Consider the following 21,860-nt stretch of genomic DNA (forward strand, 5'->3'; position numbering starts at 1 on the left):
TAGGCGGGCGTAACGCTGCACCGCAGCAGAGGTTCAGTGACCGACCAGTGCCCGGTCGCGCAACCCCCGCCAGACGCGCAGGGCCTGCACCGTCTCCGCCACGTCGTGGACGCGGAGCATCTGCACGCCCTGTTCCGCCGCACGTACCGCGAGTGCCACCGACCCGCCCAGCCGCGCGGTGGCGGGCGCCTCGTTCGACAGCGCACCGATCAGCCGCTTGCGGCTTGCCCCCAGCATGATCGGGCAGCCCAGGCCGTGCAGCGCGGTGAGCCCGTTCAACAGCGCGAGATTGTCGGCGAGCGACTTGCCGAAGCCGATGCCGGGATCGACGATGATGCGCGCGCGATCGATCCCCGCCGCGACCGCCGCTTCGATCCGCCCCTCCAGCCAGGCGAACACCGCACCGACCACGTCGGGATAGGCGACGCAGCCATGGCCGCCGCGTTCCGGGTCGGGCGAGTGCATCAGTATCACCGGGCAGCCCGCCTGCGCGACGATGCCCGCGGCGCGGTCGTCCCACAGCAGCGCCGACACGTCGTTGACGATCGCCGCCCCCGCGCCGAGGGCCGCTTCCATCACCGCGCCTTTGCGCGTGTCGATCGAGACGAGCGCGCCGGCCGCGACCAGCCGCTCCACCACCGGCAGCGCGCGCGCGATCTCGTCCCCCTCCCACACCAGTGCCGCGCCGGGGCGCGTCGACTCGGCGCCGAGATCGACCAGCGCCGCGCCCGCCGCGAGCATGTCGATCCCCGCCGCCGCCGCGCCCGCCGGATCGTCGGCATGGGCACCGCCGTCGGAGAAGCTGTCGGGTGTGACGTTGAGGATGCCGGCAACCAGCGGCTGATCGAAGCGCAAGGTCCGCTCGCCCAGCACCAGCGCGGGCCGCGGCGCGGTGATCCGTGCATGGAGCAGCGCCGCCCGCTCCCCCGCCATGTCGATCTCGGCCACGGGCACGATCCGGCGGCTGGTTCCGTCCACCACCTCGTAGGCAGCGAACCATTGCAACCCGCCTGCGAGGCGCGCAACGGCGCCGTCCGGATACGCCATCGGCGCGTCCACGAACTGGACGGGGTGCAGGTACAGGTTCGACATGCTCTGGTCGCCTTACGGCTGCGTCGCGAGCAGGTAGGTCTGGCGGAGCGTGTCGATCGGCTGGAGGCGGCCGTCCGCCTCGTGGTGCCAGAAGGTCCAGCCGTTGCAGGCGGGGGTGCCCTGGAGAATGCAGCCGAGCTTGTGGATCGAGCCCACCTCGCCGCAGACGCTGGCGAGCGAGCCGTCGACGCGGACCATCGCCTGGAAGCGCCGCTTGGCGTCGCTCAGCATCGTGCCCGGCGCGAGATAACCGGTCTCGACCAGCGTGCCGAAGGCGACCTTGGGTTGGGCGCGCGGGCTCTGCATGGTGGCGATCGCCGATTCGTCGAGCGGCAGTGCGGCGGCGATGCGCGCTCGCGCGGCGTCGATATACCCGTCCTCACGCTCGATGCCGATCCAGCGGCGGCGCAGCCGCTTGGCGACCGCGCCGGTGGTGCCGGTGCCGAAAAAGGGGTCGAGGACGACGTCGCCCGGCTTGGTGCAGGCGAGGAGGACGCGGTAGAGCAGCGCCTCCGGCTTCTGCGTCGGGTGGACCTTGTGACCATCCTTCTTCAGCCGCTCCGGGCCGCCGCAGATCGGGAACTCCCAATCCGAGCGCATCTGCAGCTCGTCGTTCAAGGTCTTCATGCTGCGATAGTTGAAGGTGTATTTCGCCTTCTCGCCCTTCGACGCCCAGATCAGCGTCTCGTGCGCGTTGGTGAAGCGCGTGCCGCGGAAATTGGGCATCGGATTGGCCTTGCGCCAGACGATGTCGTTCAGGATCCAGAAGCCGAGATCCTGCACCGCGACGCCGACGCGGAAGATATTGTGATAGCTGCCGATCACCCAGATCGCGCCGTCGTCCTTCAGCACGCGGTGCGCCTCCGCCAGCCAGGCGCGGGTGAAGGCGTCGTAGGTCTTGAGGCTCTCGAACTTGTCCCAATCGTCGGTGACGGCGTCGACATGGGTGCCGTCGGGGCGGAACAGCTCGCCGCCGAGCTGGAGGTTGTAGGGCGGATCGGCGAAGATCAGGTCGACCGACTTGTCGGGCAGCGCGCGCATGCGGGCGATGCAGTCGCCCTGGATAATCTGGTCGAGCGGGAGCGGCGAGGCGGGCGGGGCCGCCTCCTGGCGCGCCGGCCGTGGCCGCGCGATCGTCCGAACTCCCCCCATCGTCATCCCCCTAATCGACGCGCATCGTGCCGCGGCGTGCGGCCTCGTCAAGCGGGCATTGGTTAACGAAGAACCTTGCCAATTGATGAAGGGAGGGGAGGGGACAGGTCATGTGGCTAGAGCTTGTGGTTCGGCCCGTCGGCAAGCCCCAGCGGCGGTGTGTATCCGGAAAGACTCATGCCGTCGGCGAACGGCAGTTCGGCCCGCGCGACGGGCGCGAAGCTGCGGCGGTGGAGCGGGGTGGGGCCATGTTCGCGCAGGGCGGCGAGGTGATGACGGCAGCCATAGCCCTTGTTCGAATGCCAGTTGTAGGCCGGCCAGGTCTCCGCGTGCGCGATCATGATCCGGTCGCGGGTGTGCTTGGCGACGATCGACGCGGCGGCGATCGAGCGCGATGCGGCGTCGCCGCCGACGATTGCGGTGGCGGCATAGCCCCAGCGTGGCAGGCGGTTGCCGTCGACGAGGATGTGGGCGGGGCCGCCCTCCGCGTGTGCGAACAGGGCGTCGACGGCGAGCGTCATCGCCTTCATCGTCGCCCAGTGGATGTTGAGCCGGTCGATCTCGTCCGCCTCGACGATGCCGATGCCGACGCGCGCGCAGGCGAGGAGGCGGTCGTGGAGGCGGTGACGCTCGGTGGCGGAGAGCTTCTTGGAATCGTCGAGACCACGGGGTGCGCCCCTATCCGGCAGGATCACCGCGGCAGCGACGACCGGCCCGGCGAGGGGGCCGCGCCCGGCCTCGTCGACGCCCGCGACGGGGGCGGGGTGACGCTTCTCGTGGGCGAGGCCGGGCATCTCAGCGCTCGACTTGGTCGAAGGGCACGACGCCGAGCGCGTGGCCGAGGGGGCCGTGGCGCTGGCCGAGCCCGGGCGCGGCGAGGATGGCGCGGCGGACGAAGCGGATCGCGCGGGTGAAGGCGTCCTCGACCGACAAGCCGGCGGCGAGGCCGCAGGCGAGCGCGCTGGCGAAGGTGCAGCCGGTGCCATGCGTGTCGCGGGTGTCGAGGCGTTCGGCATGCATCACCGCGACCTCGCGTCCATCGGCAGCGAGCAGACGGTCGGTGACGGTCGCGCCTTCGGCATGGCCACCTTTCGCGGCGAGGTGGCAGCCATGCGCCAGCACCGCCGCCTCGCCGCCGAGCGCCTCCAGCTCGGGGAGGTTGGGGGTGACGACGGAGGCGATGGTCATCAGCCGCTCGAACGCGGCGATCGTAGCGGCGTCGGCGAGGGTGGAGCCGCTGGTCGCGATCATCACGGGGTCGAAGACGATCGGCACGTCGAGGCGTTCCAGTCGATCGGCGACGGCGTGGGCAATGGCGGCCGAGCCGATCATGCCGATCTTCACCGCGTCGGTGCCGATGTCGGACAGGACCGAGTCGATCTGCGCGACGACCATGTCGGCGGAGACCGGATGGACGGCCTGGACGCCGAGCGTGTTCTGCGCGGTGATGGCGGTGATGGCGGTGGTCGGGTGACCGCCGAGCATGGCGATCGTCTTGATATCGGCCTGGATGCCGGCGCCGCCGCCCGAATCGGAGCCGGCGACGACAAGGACGCGCGGGATCGTCATGCCTGGTGCTCGCGAACACGGTCCGCGGCCGCCGTCATCACCGCGAAGGTCACACTTGCTAGACTCGATTGACCCTCAGAGCGAAACTTTCCGCGGCCATCGTTTTGAAAATCGTGGGTTAGCGTGGTCATTCGCCGTCACCATAGCGATTCGCCGGCGTGTAGGACAGCGGTCAGGCGGTGACGAGCTGACCCTCCTCCACCCGCACAGGCCAGGGCGTGAGGCTCGCGCCGCCGCATGGCCCGCCGACGCAGGCGCCGTCGTCGATGCGGAACAGCGCCGAGTGCCAGCTGCACGCGATCAGGCCGCCATCGGGGGTGAGATAGGCGTCGAGCTGCTGTGCGAGGGGGAGGCCCATGTGGGGGCAGCGGTCGACGTAGCCAACCACTTGGTCGGCGCGGCGGACGACGAAGCCGTGGAAGCGGCCGGCGCGCATCTGGACGACGTAGTTGCGCGCGGTGCCGTCCGGAATCGCGTCGAGCGGGCCGAGTTTGACGCCGGCGGGGGTCGTGGTGAGGCGCTCGCTCTGAGGAGTGGCCGGCTCGGTCATCCGGCGTCGGGCTGCGCATCGGGATGCGCGGAGGGCGCGAGGGCGCGGAGACGGGCGCCGGCGGCGACGAGGGCGGAATAAGGGGCGAGGTCGACCGCGAAGCGCTCGGCGGCGTAGAGCTGGGGGACGAGGTGGCAGTCGGCGAGCGTGGGCGTGTCGCCGAAGGCGAAGCCGGCGCCGTGGCGCTGCACCATGGTCTCCAGGGCGGCGAAGCCAGTGGCGATCCAGCGGGCGATCCAGGCGTTCACCTGTGCCTCGTCCGCGGCGAAATCGGTGCGTAGCGCGGTGAGGACGCGCAGGTTGTTCAGCGGGTGGATGTCGCAGGCGATCAGCGCGGCCATGGCGCGGACGATCGCGCGGTCGGTCGGGTCGGCGGGGAGGAGTGGAGGGTCGGGGTAACGCTCCTCCAGCCATTCGAGGATGGCGGGGCTCTGCGTCAGGACGGCGTCGCCGGTGTCGAGCGCGGGGACGAGGCCCTGCGGCTGGAGCGCGAGATAGTCGGGGGCGCGCTGCCCGCCGCGGCGGAGGTCGTGGGTCGCCTGCTGGTAGGGGATGTTCTTGAGCGCGAGCGCGAGGCGGACGCGGTAGGAGGTGCCGGAGCGCCAGTAGCCGTGGAGGGTGAGGGTCATGGGGCTACAGTTCCCCGGCGGAGGCCGGGGCCCAGTTGGTGTGAGCGGGCGAGGAAGCGCGGCGCGTCGTCACGACGGCTTTCCCACCTGGGCCCCGGCCTTCGCCGGGGTACAGGGAAGGCGGGCGCGTCACTTGGGCAACTGCGCCTTGGGGAAGCCGGTCCAGACGTCGTCATAGTCGAGCTGCATGGTCGGCGAGCTGTTGGCCCATTCGGTGGTGCGCACCACGTGGCGCGTCTCGAACATGAAGGCCATGGTGCCGTCGATCTTGACCGGCTTGAGCTCGGCGGTGGACGCCTTGTCGTAGGTCGCCTGGTCGGGGCCGTGGCCGTTCATCTGGTTGTGCAGGGAGGCGCCGCCGGGGACGAAGCCGCCGCCCTCCTTGGCGTCGTAGGCGCCGGCGATCAGGCCCATGAACTCGCTCATGACGTTGCGGTGGAACCAGGGCGGGCGGAAGGTGTCCTCCGCCACCATCCAGCGCGGCGGGAAGATCACGAAATCGCAATTGGCGGTGCCGGGCGTGTCGCTGGGGCTGGTCAGGACGGTGAAGATCGACGGGTCCGGATGGTCGAACGACACGGTGTTGATCGTGTTGAAGCGGGTCAGGTCGTAGCGGCAGGGGGCGAGATTGCCGTGCCAGGCGACGACGTCGAAAGGCGAATGATCGAGGCTGGTCTGCCAGAGGCCGCCCTGGAATTTTTGGACGATCTGGGTGGGGGCGTCGACGTCCTCGAACCAGGCGACGGGTGTCTCGAAATCGCGCGGGTTGGCGAGGCCGTTGGCGCCGATCGGGCCGAGGTCGGGCAGGCGGAGGAGCGCGCCGTAATTCTCCAAGACGTAGCCGCGCGCCTCGCCGTCGGGAAGCGCGACGCGGAAGCGGACGCCGCGGGGGATCAAGGCGATCTGGAGCGGGGCGACGTCGAGGCGGCCGAGTTCGGTGTCGATCTGGAGGCGGCCGTGTTGCGGCACGATCAGGAGTTCGCCGTCGGCGGAGAAGAAGGCGCGCTCCATATCAGCGTTGGCGGCGTAGCCGTGGATGCCGACACCGGACTGTTCGGCGACGTTGCCGGTGCCGCCGGTGGTGACGAGGCCGTCGAGCCAGTCGGTCGGCTCGGTCGGCATGGGTAGCGGGTCCCAGCGGAGCCGGTTGGGGCTCGGCGGCGCGGCGTCGAACGGAGCGGTCTTGAAGAGGGGCGCGCCGTCGTAGCGCGTGAAGGCGGGGTGCTGCGCGGTGGGGCGGAGGCGATAGAGCCAGCTTCTACGGTTCTCGGCGCGGGGGGCGGTGAAGGCGGTGCCGGAGAGTTGCTCGGCGTAGAGACCGTGCGGCGGGCGCTGGGGCGAGTTGCGGCCGATGGGGAGGGCGCCTGGGACCGCCTCGGTCGAGACGTGGTTGCCGAAGCCGGGGAGGTAGTCGGTCATGCTCTCTCCTTGATCCTCCCCACTCGTGGGGAGGGGGACCATGCGTAGCATGGTGGAGGGGGCTCTCCTCATGGGGTGTCGCTGGTGGAGAGCCCCCTCCACCACCGCTCTGCGAGCGGCGGTCCCCTCCCCGTGAACGGGGAGGATCAAGGACGCCGCTACCCGCCGGCCGGGCGCGGGCGAGCGTCTTCGCGTTCGGCCGACGCTTACGCGTCGACCGTCACCACGCCGCGCCGGATCTGGTCCAATTCGATCGACTCGTACAGCGCCTGGAAGTTGCCGTTGCCGAAGCCCTCGTTGCCCTTGCGCTGGATGATCTCGAAGAAGATCGGGCCGAACATGTTCTCGGTGAAGATCTGGAGCAGCAGCCCCTCCTCACCGACGTTGCCGTCGATCAGGATGCGGTTCTTGCGCAGGCGTTCCAGGTCATGGCCGTGGTTCGGCACGCGCTTGTCGACCAGTTCGTAATAGGTCTCGATCGTGTCCTGGAGCTTGACGCCGCGGGCGCGGAGCTTCTCCACCGTCTCGAAGATGTCGGGGGTGGTGAGGGCCAGGTGCTGGATGCCCTCGCCGTTATAGTCCTTGATGAACTCTTCGATCTGGCTCTTGTCGTCCTGCGATTCGTTCAGCGGGATGCGGATCGCCTTGTCGGGAGCGATCATCGCCTGGCTGAACAGGCCGGTCGCCTTGCCCTTGATGTCGAAATATTTCTGCTCCTCGAAGCCGAAGATGCGGCCGTAGAATTCGGCCCAGGTGCGCATCTGGCCACGGCGGACGTTGTGGGTGAGGTGGTCGAGCAGGTCGAGGCCGACATTGTTCTCCGCTTCCGCCTCCGCCGCGCCGGGGACCTGGTCCCAGTCGTCGTAGAGCGAGCCGGCGGCGCCGTGGCGGTCGACGAGGTAGAGGATCGAGCCGCCGATGCCCTCCAGCGCGGGGATGCCGTCGAGCGCGGCCCCGGCGGGCGCGGGCTTGGCGCCGGCGGCGATCGCGTTGTCGTAGGCGGCCTTCGCGTCCTGCACGCGGAAGGCCATGGCGCTGGCCGACGGGCCGTGGTCGCGGCGGAAGTCGGCGGCGTGGCCAGTCGCCTCACGGTTGAGGAGCAGGTTGATGCAGCCCTGCTTGTAGCGGACCACGTCCCTGGTCGGGTGGCGCGAGGCGACGACGAAGCCGAACTGTTCCAGCTGCGCCGCCATGCGGTCCGGGTCGGGCGAGGTGAACTCGCAGAACTCGAAACCGTCCAGGCCCATCGGGTTCACGTCCATATGGTCCATCGTCACATCCTCGTCACAACTGGTATCGATTGATACCAAGATGCGCCTTTCCGACGCGCTCGTCAACGGATAGCAGGAGCGCATGGCCGACCGATCGACCGCGCAAGAGCTTCGCCTGGACGCGTTCATCCCGTTCCGGCTGTCTTATACCTCCAACCTGGTCAGCGACCGGATCGCGCGGACGTACGAGGCGATGTTCGGCCTCTCCATCCCCGAGTGGCGGCTGGTGGCGGTGATCGCGGAAGGGGTGGGCGTCACCCAGGCGGCGATCGGCCAGCGAACGCGGATGGACAAGGTGACCGTCAGTCGCGCGGCGATCGCGCTGACCGCGCGCGGGCTGCTGGCGCGCGGCGACAATCCGGACGATCGCCGCTCGCACCTGCTGACGCTGACCGATGCGGGCCGCGACCTGTACGCGGCGGTGGCGCCCAAGGCGCTGGAGCTGGAGCGGCGGCTGTTCGCGGCGCTGCCGCGGGCGGAGCTGGAGGCGTTCGTGGCGACGCTGCGGCGGATCGACGCGGCGGCGCTGGCGCTCGACGAGGAGCGGTTAACCACTTGATTCCCCGGAGTCGACCGGCGTAGGAGCCTGGGGCATGGTTCCCTTTTCGTTCGGTGGGCAGGAGTGGCGCGCGACCGCGGCGGGCGCGCTGTTCTGGCCGGCCAGGGCCGCGCTGATGGTGGCCGACCTGCACCTGGAGAAGGGCAGCTGGTACGCCACCAAGGGGCAGTTGCTGCCGCCCTACGACTCGCTCGCCACGCTGTCGGCGCTGGCGGAGGTGGTGGCGGCGGTCGGCGCGCGCGAGGTGTGGTGCCTGGGCGACAGTTTCCACGACGTCGGCGGGTGCGAGCGGTTGCCGGCGGCGGCGCAGGACATGCTGAGGGCGCTGACCGGGGCGACCGCCTGGACGTGGATCACCGGCAACCACGATCCGGTGATCGTCGACCGCTGCGGCGGCGAGGTGGTGGACGAGGCGGTGGTCGACGGCGTGGTGCTGCGCCACGAGGCCGACCCGCGCGAGACGCGGCCCGAGCTGTCGGGGCATTTCCACCCCAAGCTGCGCGTGCGGGTGCGTGGGCGGCAGGTGGCGCGACGTTGCTACGTGGCGAGCGCGACCAAGCTGGTGTTGCCGGCCTTCGGGTCGCTGACCGGCGGGCTCGACGTCGACCACCCGGCGCTCCGGCGCGCGCTGGGCGGGGTCGCGCAGGCGCTGGTGCCGGTGGAGGATCGGCTGCTGCGGTTTCCGATCGCGGCGTAGTGGTGTCTCGCCGGGAGTAGATCGGTAATTCTTCCGCCGTCATGCCGGGCGTGACCCGGCATCCAGGGTCGCGGGCGGTGGCGCTGCTTGGCCCTGGACCCCGGGACGAGCCCAGGGTGACGAAGGGGGCCGGCTTAGCGCGAGAGCGTTGGATAGGCCGCGCGGAAGGCGGCGAGCTTGGGCTTGTCCCAGCGGACGATGTACGGGTGGGTCGGGTTCCGGTCGAAGAAGTCTTGGTGGTACGACTCGGCCGGGAAGAAGCCACCCCGTTCGATCCGGGTGGCGATCGGGGCGGGGTACGCCCTGGCGGCGCCGAGTTGCGCGATATAGGCGCGGGCGACCTGCGCCTGTTGCGGGGTCTGCGGAAAGATCGCGGAGCGGTAGCTGGGGCCGGTGTCCGGACCCTGGCGGTTCACCTCCGTCGGATCGTGCGCGACCGAGAAATAGACGCGCAGCAGCGTCGCGTAGCTGACCTGTGCGGGATCGTAGACGACGCGGATCGCCTCGGCATGGCGCGTCCTCTCGGTCGAGACCTGGTCGTATGTCGCGGTGGCGCGGGTGCCGCCGGCATAGCCCGCGGTGACCGACTTCACGCCCTTCATGTGGCCGAACACCGCCTCCATGCCCCAGAAGCAGCCGCCGGCGAGGACGGCGGTCTGGAGACCGGGTGCGCGCGGCACGTCGGCGCGCGCGGCCGGGATCGGCACGGCGCGCTCGGCGTGTGCGGGCGCCAGCAGCACGGCGCCCGCGACGGCGAGCAGGCCGATCGGGAGCGCCGCGGCCTTCACCTCAGCGGACCTGGTGGGTGGGGGTGAAGTGGCCGACGAGCTCCTGCGTGCGGTCCGCCGGCTGGAGGACGACGAGGCCGACCGCGCCGAGCACGAAGCCGCCGGCGAACTGCCACACGAAGCTGGATTTGAAACTGTTCAACATGGGGGAACCCTTACGCCCTTCGATCGTACTGTGCGGTTAACGTGCGCTCGCCATGTCGTGGCTGGGCTACGTCACGACAAGATGACTGTCCTGAAACATTAGGTTGCGTGGCCTGAACGACCGCTGGGCGCGGCGTTCATCCAAGGTTTTGGGTGCTTCTTCCGGCGTCCAGAGCCACGGGCAGCGGCGCTGCCTGGTCCTGGACCCCGGCTCAAGGCCGGGGTGACGGGGACTTTGTGGCGCGGGTCGGAACTACCGCAACGCGGCGCATGCCTCCGCGATGCGGGTGCAGGCTTCGGTCAGCAGCGCGTCCGACGTGGCGTAGCTGATCCGCATCGCCGGCGAGAGGCCGAAGGCGGCGCCCTGGACGGCGGCGACACGCGCGTCGTCGAGCAGGTAGGTGACGAACGCCTCGTCGTCGGCGATCGTGGCGCCCTTCGGCGTCGTCTTGCCGATCAGCTCGGCGAAAGAGGGGTAGACGTAGAAGGCGCCCTCCGGCGTCGGGCAGTGCATGCCGGGGATCGCGTTCAGGCCTGCGACGACGAGGTCGCGGCGGCGCTGGAAGGCGGCGTTTCGGTCGGCCAGGAACGACTGGTCGCCGTTCAGCGCGGCGACGGCGGCGGCCTGGGCGATCGAGCAGGGATTGGAGGTCGACTGGGACTGGAGCTTGGCCATCGCCTTGATGAGCCAGGCCGGGCCGCCGGCGTAGCCGATCCGCCAGCCGGTCATCGAATAGGCCTTGGAACAGCCGTTCACCGTCAGCGTCCGCTCGAAGAGTTCGGGCACCGCCTCGGCGATCGTGGCGAAGCGGAAATCGTCGTAGACGATATGCTCGTACATGTCGTCCGCCAGCACCCAGACGTGCGGGTGGCGGAGCAGCACCTCGCCCAGCGCGCGCAGCTCGGCGACCGAGTAGGCGGCGCCGGTCGGGTTGGACGGGCTGTTGAGGATCACCCATTTGGTGCGCGGGCCGATCGCACGGTCGAGCTCGGCGGGCGAGAGCTTGTAGTCCTGCTCCGGCCCGGCGGGGGCGATCACCGGCGTGCCGCCGCAATATTGCACGATGTCGGGATAGCTGACCCAGTAGGGCGCGGGGATCACCACCTTGTCGCCCGGGCCGACGGTGGCGACCAGCGCGTTGAACAGCGTGTGCTTGCCGCCGACGTTGACGCTGATCTGGTCGGGGGTGAAGGACAGGCGGTTGTCGCGCGCGAACTTGGCGACGATCGCGTCCTTCAGCTCGGGCGTGCCGTCGACCTGCGTATACTTGGTGCGGCCATCGCGGATCGCCTGGATGGCGGCTTCCTTGATGAAGTCTGGCGTGTCGAAATCGGGCTCGCCCGCGCCCAGGCCGATCACGTCGACGCCCTGCCGCTTCAACGCCATCACGCGGCTCGTGACGCCCAGCGTCGGCGACGGGCTGATGCGGTCGAGCGCGGCGGATGTCTGCATGATCGGGAACCTTTTCGCGCAATGGCGTGCGGCTCATAGCGGCGGGGCGGCTTCCTTCGCAACCGCGGCAAGAAGGCCGCGCACCGCATTTCCCACGAAGAAGCCGCCGGCCAGGTCGGCGCGGGTGAGCGGCGCCTCCACCGCACGGCCGGTCGCGAGCAGTTCGGCGCGCAGCACGCCGGGCAGCAGCGGGCCGGCGGGCGGCGTGACGAGGACGCCGTCGCGCTCAACGAAGATCGAGGTGAAGCTGCCCTCCGTCAGCAGGCCGCGATGGACGAACACGACCTCATCCGTGCCCGCGGCGCGGCGGGCGTCGTCGTAGAAGGCGCGCGCGCTGGTCTTGTGGCGCAGTCGGAGGTCGGCGGCGGCAACCGGCAGCGGTACGATCGCTACCGACAGCGGACCGGCGGGCACGGGCGGCATCGCCGCGACCTCGATCGCGACCTTGCCCGACGGCGCCAGCAGCAGGCGCAGGCGCCGGGCCTCGCGCAGGCGGAAGGTGGCGGCCTGCAATTCGTTGCGCGCGGCGTGGCGATCGAAGGCGAAGCCGAGCGCGTCGGCGCTGGCCTTCATGCGCGCGAGATGACGGTCGAGCAGCGCGATTCCTTCGACCGGATCGAACGCCATTGTCTCCACCAGGTCGAAACGAGGCAGGCCGTCGCCGACGAATCCGCCCTTGGCCAGGCATTCCGCCCATTCGGCGGCGGGATCGCTGTCGGCGACGATGCCGGCGCCGAGCGACAGGGTGGCGGCGCCGTCCAGGAGCGACAGGGTGCGGATGGCGACGTTGAATTCGGCATCGCCCCCTGCGTCGATGCGGCCGATCGACCCGGTATAGGTGCCGCGCGGGCGCTGCTCGATCGCGGCGATCGCCTCCATCGCGCGGACCTTGGGCGCGCCGGTGATCGAGCCGCAGGGAAAGGCGGCGGCCAGCACATCGACCGCGGTGCGGTCGGGGGCGAGCTTGGCGGTGACGGTGGAGGTGAGCTGGTGGACCGTCGGGTATCGCTCCACCGTCCACAGCTCGGGCACCGCGACCGATCCGGCGACGGCGACACGCGCGAGGTCGTTGCGCATCAGGTCGACGATCATCAGGTTCTCGGCGCGCTGCTTGGTATCGGCGGCGAGGTGCGCGGCGGCGGCGCGGTCGTGCACGGGATCGTCGGCGCGGCGTGCGGTGCCCTTCATCGGCCGGCAGGTGAGGCGGTCGCCGTCGAGCCGGAAAAACAGTTCGGGCGAGAGGCTGAGCAGCGTCTCGCGCCCGGTCGCGACGACGGCGCCGTAGCCGGCCGCGGCGCGGGCACGGAGCTGCGCGAAGGCGGCGAGCGGGTCGCCGACCAGCGCCACGGTGGCGGCGAAGCTGAGGTTGACCTGGTAGAGGTCGCCCGCCGCGATCAGGTCCAGCGCGGCACGCACCTGGTCCTCGTACGCCGCGCGCGACACCTGGGGATCGGGGCGGCCGATCCAGGCACCGGCGGGGTCGGGCAGGCCGGCCGGGTCGAAGGGCTGCCACTGCTCGAACAGGCCGAACCAGAGGAGCGGCGCGTCGGCAGCGGGCGGCGGCAGTTTCGGCTCCAACGCCGCCCCGGCCTCGTAGCCGAGATAGCCCGCGGCATGGAGGCCGCGGGCGCCGGCGGCGCGGAGGCGGTCGAGTGCGGGGGCGATCTCCGCCGCGCTGCGTGCCTCCACCACCTCCACGGGATCGCGGTAGAGGCGCGTCTCGCCGCGGGGCCGGGCGTCGTCGAGGAGGACGAAAGGCGCGTCCATCTCAGAGCGTGTAGCCGCCGTCGCTGACCAGCACGCTGCCGGTGACCAGCGCCGCGTCGTCGGACAGGAGGAACGCGATCTGGCGCGCGATCTCCTCGGCTTTGGCGTAGCGGCCGAGCGGCGTGCCGGCCGCGGCCATCTCCGCGAAGGCGGCGTCGCGGCCGATCGCCGCGGCGCGGTCCGCGAACATCGGCACCGCGTCCCACACCGGCGTCTCGACGCCGGCCGGGGCGATGGCATTGACGCGGAGGCGGCGCGCGGCGCCTTCCTTGGCGGCGACGCGGACCAGCTGGATCAGCCCGGCCTTGGACGCGGCATAGGCGGCGATGCCGGGTTCCGCCTTGATCCCCGCCGCCGACGACACCGCCACGATCGCCCCCGCCCCCTCCATCGCGCGCATCGCGGCGCGGATCGTCAGAAACGCGCCGTCGAGGTTGACGGAGAGGATGCGGCGCCACTCGGCCCAGTCGAGCCGCTCGATTGCGGCGGCGCCGGCCACCCCTGCGTTGACCACCGCACCGGTAAGGCCGCCGAGATAGGGCGCGGCCTCGTCCCAGAACGCCTCGCTGGCGACGTCGCCGGGCAGGAGGTCGACGGTGCAGGGGAGGGTGAGGCGGGCGAGCGCGTCGGCGTCGCGGTCGACCAGCACCAGCCGCTCGGCCGTGTCGGCGAGGAGGCGCGCGGTCGCCCGGCCGATACCCGATGCGGCGCCGGTGACGAGGAGGATGCCGCGGGTCATGCCTCCTCCTGCCGTCCGGCGGGCACGAAGTCGAGGGGCGGGAGGGAGAAGGGGTGTTCGCGCGACGGCGCGAAGGTGTTGCGAAGGGGGAGTGGCTCAGCCTGCTTGCCGTGAGGGCAGGCTATCGGCTCTCGTGCTTCTGCACCCCGGCGAAGGCCGGTGCCCAGTTAAGGGACGCTGATGAGAGGCGCTGCGTCTCACGCGAGGCTTTCTCACCTGGGCCCCGGCCTTCGCCGGGGTACTGGTGTGGTCGACGGTCGTCTGGTCGCTCGCGCCTTGCCGCGCAAGAAACACCCGCGTCACGCGGCGGCGTTGTCGATCCCCAGTTCGCCGAGCTTGCGGTAGAGGGTCGAGCGGCCGATCCCCAGCCGGCGGGCGACCTCCGTCATGCGACCGCGATAATGGCCGATGGCGAGGCGGATGACGTCGGCCTCGATATCCTCCAGCGGGCGCAGATTGCCGTCGGGGCGATAGAGCGTGATGCCGCCCGCCGTCGCCGCGGCGACAGATGCCTCGCGCCGGCCGCCAAGCGCGGCGATCTGCGGGAAGTCGGCGCGGGTCAGCGCGTCGCCCTCGCACAGCACCGCCGCGCGGAACAGCGCGTTGCCGAGCTGGCGGACGTTGCCCGGCCAGTCATATTCGCCGAGCAGCTGCAGCGCGTCGTCGGTGATGCCGAGTGCGCGCAGGCCCGGCTGGCGGGCGATGCGCGCGAGCAGGTGGCGGGCGAGCGCGGGCACGTCGCCGGCCCGCTCGCGCAAGGGCGGGATGGTCACCGGCACGACGTTGAGGCGGTGAAAGAGATCCTCGCGGAACCGCCCCTCCGCCACCTCCGCGGCGAGCCCGCCATCGGCGGCGGCGATGACGCGCACGTCGACCGTGCGGCTGTGGCGACTGCCGAGCGGCTGCACCTCGCCGGTCTGGATCATGCGCAGCAGCTTGACCTGCGCGTCGACCGGGATCTCGCCGACCTCGTCCAGGAACACGGTGCTGCCGTCCGCCTCCTGCAGGCGGCCGATCTTGCGCTCGAACGCGCCGGTGAAGGCACCACGCTCATGCCCGAACAATTCCGATTCGATCAGGTTGCGGGGCAGCGCGCCGCAGTTGATGCGGACCATCGGCCGCCTGGATCGGGGCGAGGCGGCGTGGATCGCCTCCGCCATGACTTCCTTGCCGACGCCGTGCTCGCCCTCGATCAGCACGGGGACGCGGGCGCGGGCGGCCTTGGCGGCGATGGCGAGCGCGGCGCGGAAATCGGGCGAGGAGCCGACGATCTCGTCGAAGCCGAGGATCGCCGACATCTTCTCGCTGAGCGGCCGCAGCTCGCCCGCGAGCGAACTGGAAACCGCCGCCTCCAGCGCGTCGAGCAGGCGATCGGGCGCGAGCGGCTTAACCAGGAAATCGGTCGCGCCCGCGCGCATCGCCGACACCGCCTGCTCGGCCGAGCCGTTGGCGGTGAGGACCAGAATGGGAAGGGCGGGCCGGTGAGTGCGCAGTTCGGCGATCAGCCGTGCCGCCTCGGTCCCGCCCGCCCAGTGATCGAGCAGGATGGCGTCGAGCTGCTGGCCGTCCTGCGTGCCGAGTGTGGCGACCGCCATCTCGCCGTCGCCCGCGAACAGCGAGCGCCAGCCGGCGCGCGCAGCGAGGGCGGAGACGAGCCGGCGCTGCGCGGGCTCGTCGTCGATCAGCAATAGCATCCGCTGGCCGTTGCGCGTCATCTGGTTCATCCGTCCCGGTTCGGCACGGTTGGTAGCGGTGGGCGGTAAAGGACGACTTAAACGTCACCCCACTTGAGGTGGTGCGCGCACGTCGATAGGGTCCGACCCGAAACGACATGGGGAAGAGGCCGTGGCCGACCAGACCGACCTGAACGCGCACGTCGCCGATTACGGCAAGATGATCGGGATGCTGAAATGGGGGTCGGTCGGCGTGGCGATCATCGTCGCCGCCGTCATCTGGCTGATCGCGTAGCCACATGAAGATCGCCGTCCTGAAGGAAACAGCAGACGGCGAGAAACGCGTCGCCGCGACGCCGGAGACCGCGAAGAAGTTCGCCGCGCTGGGCGCGACCGTCGCCGTCGAGGCGGGGGCGGGCGCCGCCGCCGGCTTCGCCGACGCCGGCTATGCCGAGGCGGGGGCGAGCATCGGCGACCGGGTGGCGACGCTGTCGGGGGCGGACGTGGTGCTGGCGGTGCAGGGGCCCGACGCGGCGACGCTCGCCGGCGTGCGGCCCGGCGTGTGGCTGGTCGCGAGCCTCAATCCGCTCGCCGAGCGGGCGCGGGTCGACGGCTACGCGGCCGCCGGCATCGAGGCGCTGGCGATGGAGTGGATGCCGCGCATCACCCGCGCGCAGTCGATGGACATCCTGTCGTCGCAATCGAACCTGTCGGGCTACAAGGCGGTGCTCGACGCGGCGGCCGAGTATGGCCGCGCCTTTCCGATGATGATGACGGCGGCGGGCACGGTGGCGGCGGCGCGCGTGTTCGTGATGGGCGTCGGCGTCGCGGGGTTGCAGGCGATCGCCACCGCCAGGCGACTGGGCGCGCAGGTGTCCGCCACCGACGTCCGCTCGGCGACGCGCGAGCAGATCCAGTCGCTCGGCGCCAAGCCGGTGTTCGTCGAGACGGTGGCCGGGATCGAGGGCGAGGGCGCCGGCGGCTACGCGGGCGAGATGAGCCCCGAATATCAGGCGGCGCAGGCCGAGCTGGTATCGGCGCACCTTGCTCGGCAGGACGTGGTGGTCACCACCGCGCTGATCCCCGGCCGCGCGGCGCCGCGGCTGATCTCCGACGCGCAGCTCCAGACGATGCGGCCGGGCAGCGTCGTCGTCGACCTGGCGGTGGAGCAGGGCGGCAACGTCGAGGGCTCGGTCGCGGGCGCGGTCGTGGAGCGGCACGGGGTGAAGATCGTCGGCCACCGCAACGTGCCGAGCCGGCTGGCGGCGGATGCCAGCGCGCTGTTCAGCCGCAACCTGTACAATTTCCTGAGCGCGTTCTGGAACAAGGAGGCCAGGCGGCCGGTGCTCGACGCGGAGATCGGCAACGCGATCCGGCTGACCAGGGATGGTGCTGTGGTGAGCGAGAGGTTGCGGTCTTGATCCTCCCCGGCACGGGGAGGGGGACCGCTCTGCGTGGTGAGCGGAGTGGTGGAGGGGCGCCGCCACGCGTGCCGCCCCACGTGGAACGCGCCCGTGTGCTGCGACGGGCGATGAGCTATCCGGAGGTGCTGCTGTGGCAGCGGCTGCGGGGCTCGCCGCAGGGTATGCGGTTCCGGCGGCAGCATCCGGTGTGCGACGGGATCACGGTCGATTTCTACTGCGCCGCTGCCAGGCTGGTCGTCGAAGTCGATGGCGAGATACATTCCGCCGCCGGCTCGCTCGAGCGCGATGCACGCCGGGACGCTTCGTTGCGGGCCATGGGTTTTCGCATCTTGCGCGTACTCGCGATCGACGTTTTGCGGAACGCCGACGACGCTGCTTCATCCATCGTCGCGCTTGCTGCGGCGCCCCTCCACCCCTCGCCTGCGGCGAGCGGTCCCCCTCCCCGTGCCGGGGAGGATCAGGAGTAATCATGACCTTCGTGTCGATCCTGTCGATTTTCGTGCTTGCCTGTTTCGTCGGCTATTACGTCGTCTGGTCGGTGACGCCGGCGCTGCATACGCCGTTGATGGCGGTGACCAACGCGATCTCGTCGGTCATCATCGTCGGCGCGCTGGTCGCCTCCGCCGCCGCCGGGGTGCCGGGGGCGAAGTGGCTGGGGCTCACGGCGGTGGTGCTGGCGAGCGTCAACATCTTCGGCGGCTTCGCGGTGACCGAGCGGATGCTGGCGATGTACAAGAAGAAGGAGCGCTGATCGGTGCACGAGGTCGCGCAGAGCCCCTGGGTCGCCTTCGCCTATCTGGTCGCGGGGGTGTGCTTCATCCTGGCGCTGCGCGGGCTGTCGCACCCTGCCACGTCGCGGCGCGGTAACCGGCTGGGCATGGCGGGGATGGCGATCGCGGTCGTCACCACACTGGTGACGCACGTGCCGGTGATCGTAGACGTGTTGCCGCCCGGTGCAGTCGGTTTAGATGACTGGGCCAAGCCGAGAGTTGACTGGGTACCCGTCGTCGAAATCCTCGCCGCCATCGCCCTCGGCGCGGTCATCGGCCTGACGACCGCCCGTCGCATCGCGATGACGGCGATGCCGCAGCTGGTGGCGGCATTCCACTCGCTGGTGGGTCTGGCGGCGGTGCTGGTCGGGGTCGCGGCGTTCCTCAATCCGGCGGCGTTCGGGATCGCGGACATCGTCACGCCGATGATCGGGCAGCCGTTCGCGGTCATCCACCAGGTCAGCCGGATCGAGCTGATCCTGGGCGTGGCGATCGGCGCGATCACCTTCTCGGGCTCGGTCATCGCGTTCCTGAAGCTGAACAGCACCATGTCGGGATCGCCGATCCTGCTGCCGCAGCGGCACGCGATCAATCTGGGGATGGCGCTGGCCATCGCCTTCTTCGCCTACGGCTTCTACGCCACGCAGTCGCCGCTCGATTTCTGGCTGGTGACGGCGTTCGCCTTTATCATCGGCTTCCTGCTGATCGTGCCGATCGGCGGCGCGGACATGCCGGTCGTGGTATCGATGCTCAACAGCTATTCCGGCTGGGCGGCGGCGGCGATGGGGTTCACGCTGGGCAATACGGCGATGATCGTGACGGGCGCGCTGGTCGGATCGTCGGGCGCGATCCTGAGCTACATCATGTGCCGGGCGATGAACCGCAGCTTCATCAGCGTGATCGCCGGCGGCTTCGGCGCGGTGGCGGGCGGCGGCGCGGGCGGGGAGGCGATCGACCGGCCGTGGAAGCGCGGATCGGCCGAGGACGCGGCGTTCCTGATGAAGGAAGCCGGGCAGGTCGTGATCGTGCCCGGTTACGGCATGGCGGTGGCGCAGGCGCAGCACGTGCTGCGCGAGATGGCGGACAAGCTGAAGGAACACGGCGTCCGGGTGAAATACGCCATTCACCCCGTCGCGGGGCGGATGCCGGGGCACATGAACGTGCTGCTCGCCGAGGCGAACGTGCCGTACGACGACGTGTTCGAGCTGGAGGACATCAACGCCGACTTCGCGCAGACCGACGTCGCCTTCGTGATCGGCGCCAACGACGTGACCAACCCGGCGGCGAAGACCGACAAGAGCTCGCCGATCTACGGCATGCCGGTGCTCGACGTGGAGAAGGCGGGCACGGTGCTGTTCATCAAACGGTCGATGGGCGGTGTCGGCTATGCCGGCGTCGACAACGAGCTGTTCTACCGCGACAACACCATGATGCTGCTCGCCGATGCCAAGAAGATGGTCGAGGAGATCGTCAAGGCGCTCGGTTGAACGGGTGTCGACGACGGGAATGGATCGGAGAGACGGCGTGCAGGATCGGCCGGGTGGAGACGGGTTCGACGTGGTGCTGGTGGCCGAGCCGGCATTCGTCACCGAGGCAGACGAGGCGATCGCGCTCGCTGGCGGACGGTTGCTGGCGACGATCGGCTGGGACGACGCGGGCGCCGTGGCGGACGCGTCGCCCGGCCAGCCGGTGCTGGTGGTGGAGGCCGAGGGCGTGTCCGACGACGTGCTCGCGGCCGGGCTGCCGCTGGTGCGCGAGCTGGCAGAGGCGCGCGGGCTGCACGTGGTCGCGGTGCTGGGGCGCGCGCAGATCGACCTGGTCGCCGAGGCGCTGATGGGGCCGGGCGCTCAACTGCTCTGCGAACCCTCGCTTGCCGAGCGGGTCGCGGCGATCGCGGTGGCGGGGCAGGCGTCGGGCGAGACGATGCTGGCGGACGGCTGGCGCGAGGGCGAGGCGGAGCGGCTGAAGAAGCTGAACGAGGAGGTGGCGCGGATCGCGGAAGTGCTCGCCCGGCTCGCCAAGCGCGGCGAGGGCGGGGGCGGCGACGAGGTCGGCGACCGGCACCTCTCCTTCGGCTTCGCGCCGCCCGCGACCGAGGTCGATCCCGCCGCGATCCGCCAGACGATCCGCGGCCGGCGGATGCGCGACGGCTTCTTCGGCGAGAACCTGTTCGAGGACCCGGCCTGGGACATGCTGCTCGACCTCTACGCCTCGTACCTGGAGGGCGGGCGCGTGTCGGTGTCGAGCCTGTGCATCGCCGCGGCGGTGGCGCCGACTACGGCGCTGCGCTGGATCGGCAAGATGACCGAGCTGCACCTGTTCGAGCGGCAACCCGACCCGGCCGATCGCCGCCGCGCCTTCATGGCGCTGTCGCCGCGCGCGGTGAAGGCCATGGGCGGCTATGTCGCGGCGACCAGGCGCGCGGGGGTGCCGATCGCGTAGGTGCGCGCGCGGCGTGTAGCGATCGTGCTCCCGAACACGGTTAAACCCGCGCGCATTCTCGCTGTCACGCCAGGCTCGTCCCGGCATCCACAACCAAGCAGCGCCGCCGTCCGTGGCTCTGGATGCCGGGACGAGCCCGGCATGACGGAAGGAGCAGGTCGTACAAGGCTGAGCGTCCGGTTGGTGAGCGCCCGCGAAGGCCGTTGTGCGTCGTCATGAAGGCCTTTCCACCTGTGCCCCGGCCTTTGCCGGGGACGCAGAAAGGCTGAGTGTCGATGGGCGCTAGTCCTTCGCCCCGTGCGCGACCATCGTCGCGATGGCGAGGTCGCCGGTCACGTTGAGTGTGCTGCGGCACATGTCGAGGAAGCGGTCGACGCCCAGGATCAGGCCGATCGCGGCGGGGGGCACGCCGACGGTGCCCAGGATCAGGGCGATCACCGGCAGCGAGCCGGCGGGAACGCCGGCGGTGCCGATGCCGCCCATGATGCAGACCAGCATCACCATCGCCTGCTGGCCGAGCCCGAGGTCGACGCCGAAGAACTGCGCCAGGAAGAGGACGGTGATGCCCTCGAAGATGGCGGTGCCGTTCTGGTTGGCGGTGGCGCCGATCGTCAGCACGAAGCGGGAGACCTTGCGCGGCAGCTTCAGCTGATGCTCGGCGACGCGCAACGAGGTGGGGAGCGTGGCGTTGGACGAGGCGGTGGAGAAGGCCATCACCATCGCCTCCTGCACCCCCCGGAAGAAGGCGAGCGGGTTCATGCCGCCGGCGACGCGCACGGCGATGCCGTAGACGACGACCAGCTGGATCAGCAGTGCCGCGAGCACCGTGGCGACGTACCAGCCGAGGCGGACGACGATCTCCACCCCGAACAGCGCGGCGAGGTTGAACATGAAGCAGGCGACCGCGATCGGTGCCAGGCGGATGACGAGGCCGATCAGCGTCATCGTCACCTCCAGCAGCCCGTCGATCGTGTCGAGCAGCGGCTGCACCTTGTCCTTGCCGGTCACCACCACGCCGATGCCGATCGCCAGCGCGAACACCATCACCGCCAGGATGTCGTTGTCGGCGGCGGCCCGGACGACATTGGCGGGCACGATGGCGAGGAGCTGGTCGAGCGCGCCGGGGCTCCCGCGCCCCTGTGCGACGATCGCGGCGGCGCCGCCCGACGCCTGGGCGAGGAGCGCGCGCGCCTGGGCCGGATCGACGCCCTCGCCCGGGCGGATCAGGTGAACGACGGCGAGGCCGAGGACGACCGACACGCCCGACAGGACGAAGGTGTAGGCGAGCGTACGCGAGCCCACCCGCTTGAGCGCGGCGAGGTCGCCCATCTCCGCCACGCCGGTGACCAGCGCGGCGAAGAGCAGCGGCAGGACGAGCATGAACAGCAGGCGTAGGAAAATCTGACCGATCGGGCCGGTGACGTAGGTGGTGACGGTCGCGATCCAGGGCGCGCCGCCGGCGGTGAGGTTGACGACCAGACCGGCGGCAAGGCCGATCGCGAAGCCGGCGAGCATCTGGAGGTGGAGGGGGAAGCGGCTTGGGTTGGGAGTGGTATCGGCGTCGCTCATCAGGCGAGGCTATCGTACCCTAGCCACAGCGTCACGCGGGCGAGGCGTTTTGCATCCTTCCCTTGGCCAAGATCGAGCAGAACAAGCCTGTATCTCCGCGCAGGCCGGGGTCCAGTTGGGCAACAGTCACGGCAATCTAAGACGGTCATTCCA

The 21,860-nt window shown here is 70.5% G+C and carries 23 protein-coding genes; 8 read left to right on the forward strand and 15 right to left on the reverse strand.

What is annotated here, in order from left to right; genetic code table 11:
* Nucleotides 1–33: 33 nt before the first annotated feature.
* From folP to hppD, 8 genes are all read right to left on the reverse strand, one after another.
* On the reverse strand, nt 34–1,092 hold the full coding sequence (gene folP, locus BM145_RS12160) for a dihydropteroate synthase (protein ID WP_093333914.1): 1,059 nt from the start codon (nt 1,090–1,092) through the stop codon (nt 34–36).
* A 12-nt stretch (nt 1,093–1,104) separates the two neighbouring features.
* The gene (locus BM145_RS12165; RefSeq protein WP_093333972.1) at nt 1,105–2,244 is read right to left on the reverse strand and encodes a site-specific DNA-methyltransferase; all 1,140 of its coding nucleotides are present in this window, start codon (nt 2,242–2,244) and stop codon (nt 1,105–1,107) included.
* A 116-nt stretch (nt 2,245–2,360) separates the two neighbouring features.
* Entirely contained in the window at nt 2,361–3,038 is a 678-nt protein-coding gene (locus BM145_RS12170; RefSeq protein ID WP_093333915.1) for a ribonuclease HII, read from the reverse strand.
* Nucleotide 3,039: 1 nt separating this feature from the next.
* Entirely contained in the window at nt 3,040–3,813 is a 774-nt protein-coding gene (thiD, locus tag BM145_RS12175) for a bifunctional hydroxymethylpyrimidine kinase/phosphomethylpyrimidine kinase (protein WP_093333916.1), read from the reverse strand.
* A gap of 172 nt (nt 3,814–3,985) precedes the next feature.
* On the reverse strand, nt 3,986–4,363 hold the full coding sequence (locus BM145_RS12180; RefSeq protein WP_093333917.1) for a Rieske (2Fe-2S) protein: 378 nt from the start codon (nt 4,361–4,363) through the stop codon (nt 3,986–3,988).
* The gene (gene maiA, locus BM145_RS12185; protein ID WP_093333918.1) at nt 4,360–4,992 is read right to left on the reverse strand and encodes a maleylacetoacetate isomerase; all 633 of its coding nucleotides are present in this window, start codon (nt 4,990–4,992) and stop codon (nt 4,360–4,362) included. The genes BM145_RS12180 and maiA overlap by 4 nt, the downstream gene beginning before the upstream one ends.
* Nucleotides 4,993–5,121: 129 nt before the next feature.
* Nucleotides 5,122–6,411 carry a homogentisate 1,2-dioxygenase gene (gene hmgA, locus BM145_RS12190; RefSeq protein ID WP_093333919.1) on the reverse strand — a complete coding sequence of 430 codons (1,290 nt, stop codon included), beginning with the start codon at nt 6,409–6,411 and terminating at the stop codon, nt 5,122–5,124.
* A 206-nt stretch (nt 6,412–6,617) separates the two neighbouring features.
* Entirely contained in the window at nt 6,618–7,682 is a 1,065-nt protein-coding gene (gene hppD, locus BM145_RS12195) for a 4-hydroxyphenylpyruvate dioxygenase (RefSeq protein ID WP_218149659.1), read from the reverse strand.
* Nucleotides 7,683–7,764: 82 nt separating this feature from the next.
* Between hppD and BM145_RS12200 the strand changes: the two genes are divergently transcribed.
* A complete protein-coding gene (locus BM145_RS12200; protein WP_177200195.1) occupies nt 7,765–8,241 on the forward strand; it encodes a MarR family winged helix-turn-helix transcriptional regulator in 477 nt (158 codons plus the stop codon).
* A gap of 34 nt (nt 8,242–8,275) precedes the next feature.
* A complete protein-coding gene (gene pdeM / locus BM145_RS12205) occupies nt 8,276–8,938 on the forward strand; it encodes a ligase-associated DNA damage response endonuclease PdeM (RefSeq protein ID WP_093333921.1) in 663 nt (220 codons plus the stop codon).
* Nucleotides 8,939–9,072: 134 nt separating this feature from the next.
* Here pdeM and msrA read toward each other — a convergent pair whose 3' ends face one another.
* The 6 genes from msrA to BM145_RS12230 all read right to left on the reverse strand — a co-directional run bounded on the left by msrA (nt 9,073) and on the right by BM145_RS12230 (nt 15,544).
* The gene (msrA, locus tag BM145_RS12210; RefSeq protein WP_425441095.1) at nt 9,073–9,705 is read right to left on the reverse strand and encodes a peptide-methionine (S)-S-oxide reductase MsrA; all 633 of its coding nucleotides are present in this window, start codon (nt 9,703–9,705) and stop codon (nt 9,073–9,075) included.
* A gap of 22 nt (nt 9,706–9,727) precedes the next feature.
* Nucleotides 9,728–9,871 (reverse strand): hypothetical protein, encoded by a 144-nt coding sequence (locus BM145_RS16090; protein ID WP_177200196.1) that lies wholly within the window; start codon nt 9,869–9,871, stop codon nt 9,728–9,730.
* Nucleotides 9,872–10,123: 252 nt separating this feature from the next.
* On the reverse strand, nt 10,124–11,323 hold the full coding sequence (locus tag BM145_RS12215; protein WP_093333923.1) for a pyridoxal phosphate-dependent aminotransferase: 1,200 nt from the start codon (nt 11,321–11,323) through the stop codon (nt 10,124–10,126).
* Nucleotides 11,324–11,356: 33 nt separating this feature from the next.
* A complete protein-coding gene (gene pabB, locus BM145_RS12220; RefSeq protein WP_093333924.1) occupies nt 11,357–13,090 on the reverse strand; it encodes an aminodeoxychorismate synthase component I in 1,734 nt (577 codons plus the stop codon).
* Nucleotide 13,091: 1 nt separating this feature from the next.
* Complete coding sequence (locus tag BM145_RS12225) at nt 13,092–13,829, reverse strand: SDR family NAD(P)-dependent oxidoreductase (protein WP_093333925.1); 738 nt, start codon at nt 13,827–13,829, stop codon at nt 13,092–13,094.
* Nucleotides 13,830–14,128: 299 nt separating this feature from the next.
* A complete protein-coding gene (locus BM145_RS12230) occupies nt 14,129–15,544 on the reverse strand; it encodes a sigma-54-dependent transcriptional regulator (RefSeq protein WP_093333974.1) in 1,416 nt (471 codons plus the stop codon).
* A 94-nt stretch (nt 15,545–15,638) separates the two neighbouring features.
* Between BM145_RS12230 and BM145_RS12235 the strand changes: the two genes are divergently transcribed.
* From BM145_RS12235 to BM145_RS12260, 6 genes are all read left to right on the forward strand, one after another.
* The gene (locus tag BM145_RS12235; protein ID WP_425441096.1) at nt 15,639–15,797 is read left to right on the forward strand and encodes an aa3-type cytochrome c oxidase subunit IV; all 159 of its coding nucleotides are present in this window, start codon (nt 15,639–15,641) and stop codon (nt 15,795–15,797) included.
* 4 nt (nt 15,798–15,801) lie between these two features.
* Nucleotides 15,802–16,923, forward strand: a complete 1,122-nt coding sequence (locus BM145_RS12240; RefSeq protein WP_093333927.1) for an NAD(P) transhydrogenase subunit alpha — start codon at nt 15,802–15,804, stop codon at nt 16,921–16,923.
* 110 nt (nt 16,924–17,033) lie between these two features.
* Nucleotides 17,034–17,393: an endonuclease domain-containing protein gene (locus BM145_RS12245; protein ID WP_245739310.1), complete on the forward strand. Its 360-nt coding sequence runs from the start codon at nt 17,034–17,036 to the stop codon at nt 17,391–17,393.
* 2 nt (nt 17,394–17,395) lie between these two features.
* Nucleotides 17,396–17,677 (forward strand): NAD(P) transhydrogenase subunit alpha part 2, encoded by a 282-nt coding sequence (locus BM145_RS12250; protein WP_093333928.1) that lies wholly within the window; start codon nt 17,396–17,398, stop codon nt 17,675–17,677.
* 3 nt (nt 17,678–17,680) lie between these two features.
* Nucleotides 17,681–19,183, forward strand: coding sequence for an NAD(P)(+) transhydrogenase (Re/Si-specific) subunit beta (locus BM145_RS12255; protein ID WP_093333929.1), 1,503 nt, complete (start codon nt 17,681–17,683; stop codon nt 19,181–19,183).
* Nucleotides 19,184–19,202: 19 nt separating this feature from the next.
* Complete coding sequence (locus tag BM145_RS12260; RefSeq protein WP_143090184.1) at nt 19,203–20,138, forward strand: winged helix DNA-binding protein; 936 nt, start codon at nt 19,203–19,205, stop codon at nt 20,136–20,138.
* A gap of 282 nt (nt 20,139–20,420) precedes the next feature.
* Here BM145_RS12260 and BM145_RS12265 read toward each other — a convergent pair whose 3' ends face one another.
* On the reverse strand, nt 20,421–21,707 hold the full coding sequence (locus tag BM145_RS12265) for a dicarboxylate/amino acid:cation symporter (protein ID WP_093333931.1): 1,287 nt from the start codon (nt 21,705–21,707) through the stop codon (nt 20,421–20,423).
* Nucleotides 21,708–21,860: the final 153 nt, after the last annotated feature.

Origin of the sequence: Sphingomonas rubra (assembly GCF_900115745.1) — a bacterium.
GTDB lineage: Bacteria > Pseudomonadota > Alphaproteobacteria > Sphingomonadales > Sphingomonadaceae > Sphingomonas > Sphingomonas rubra.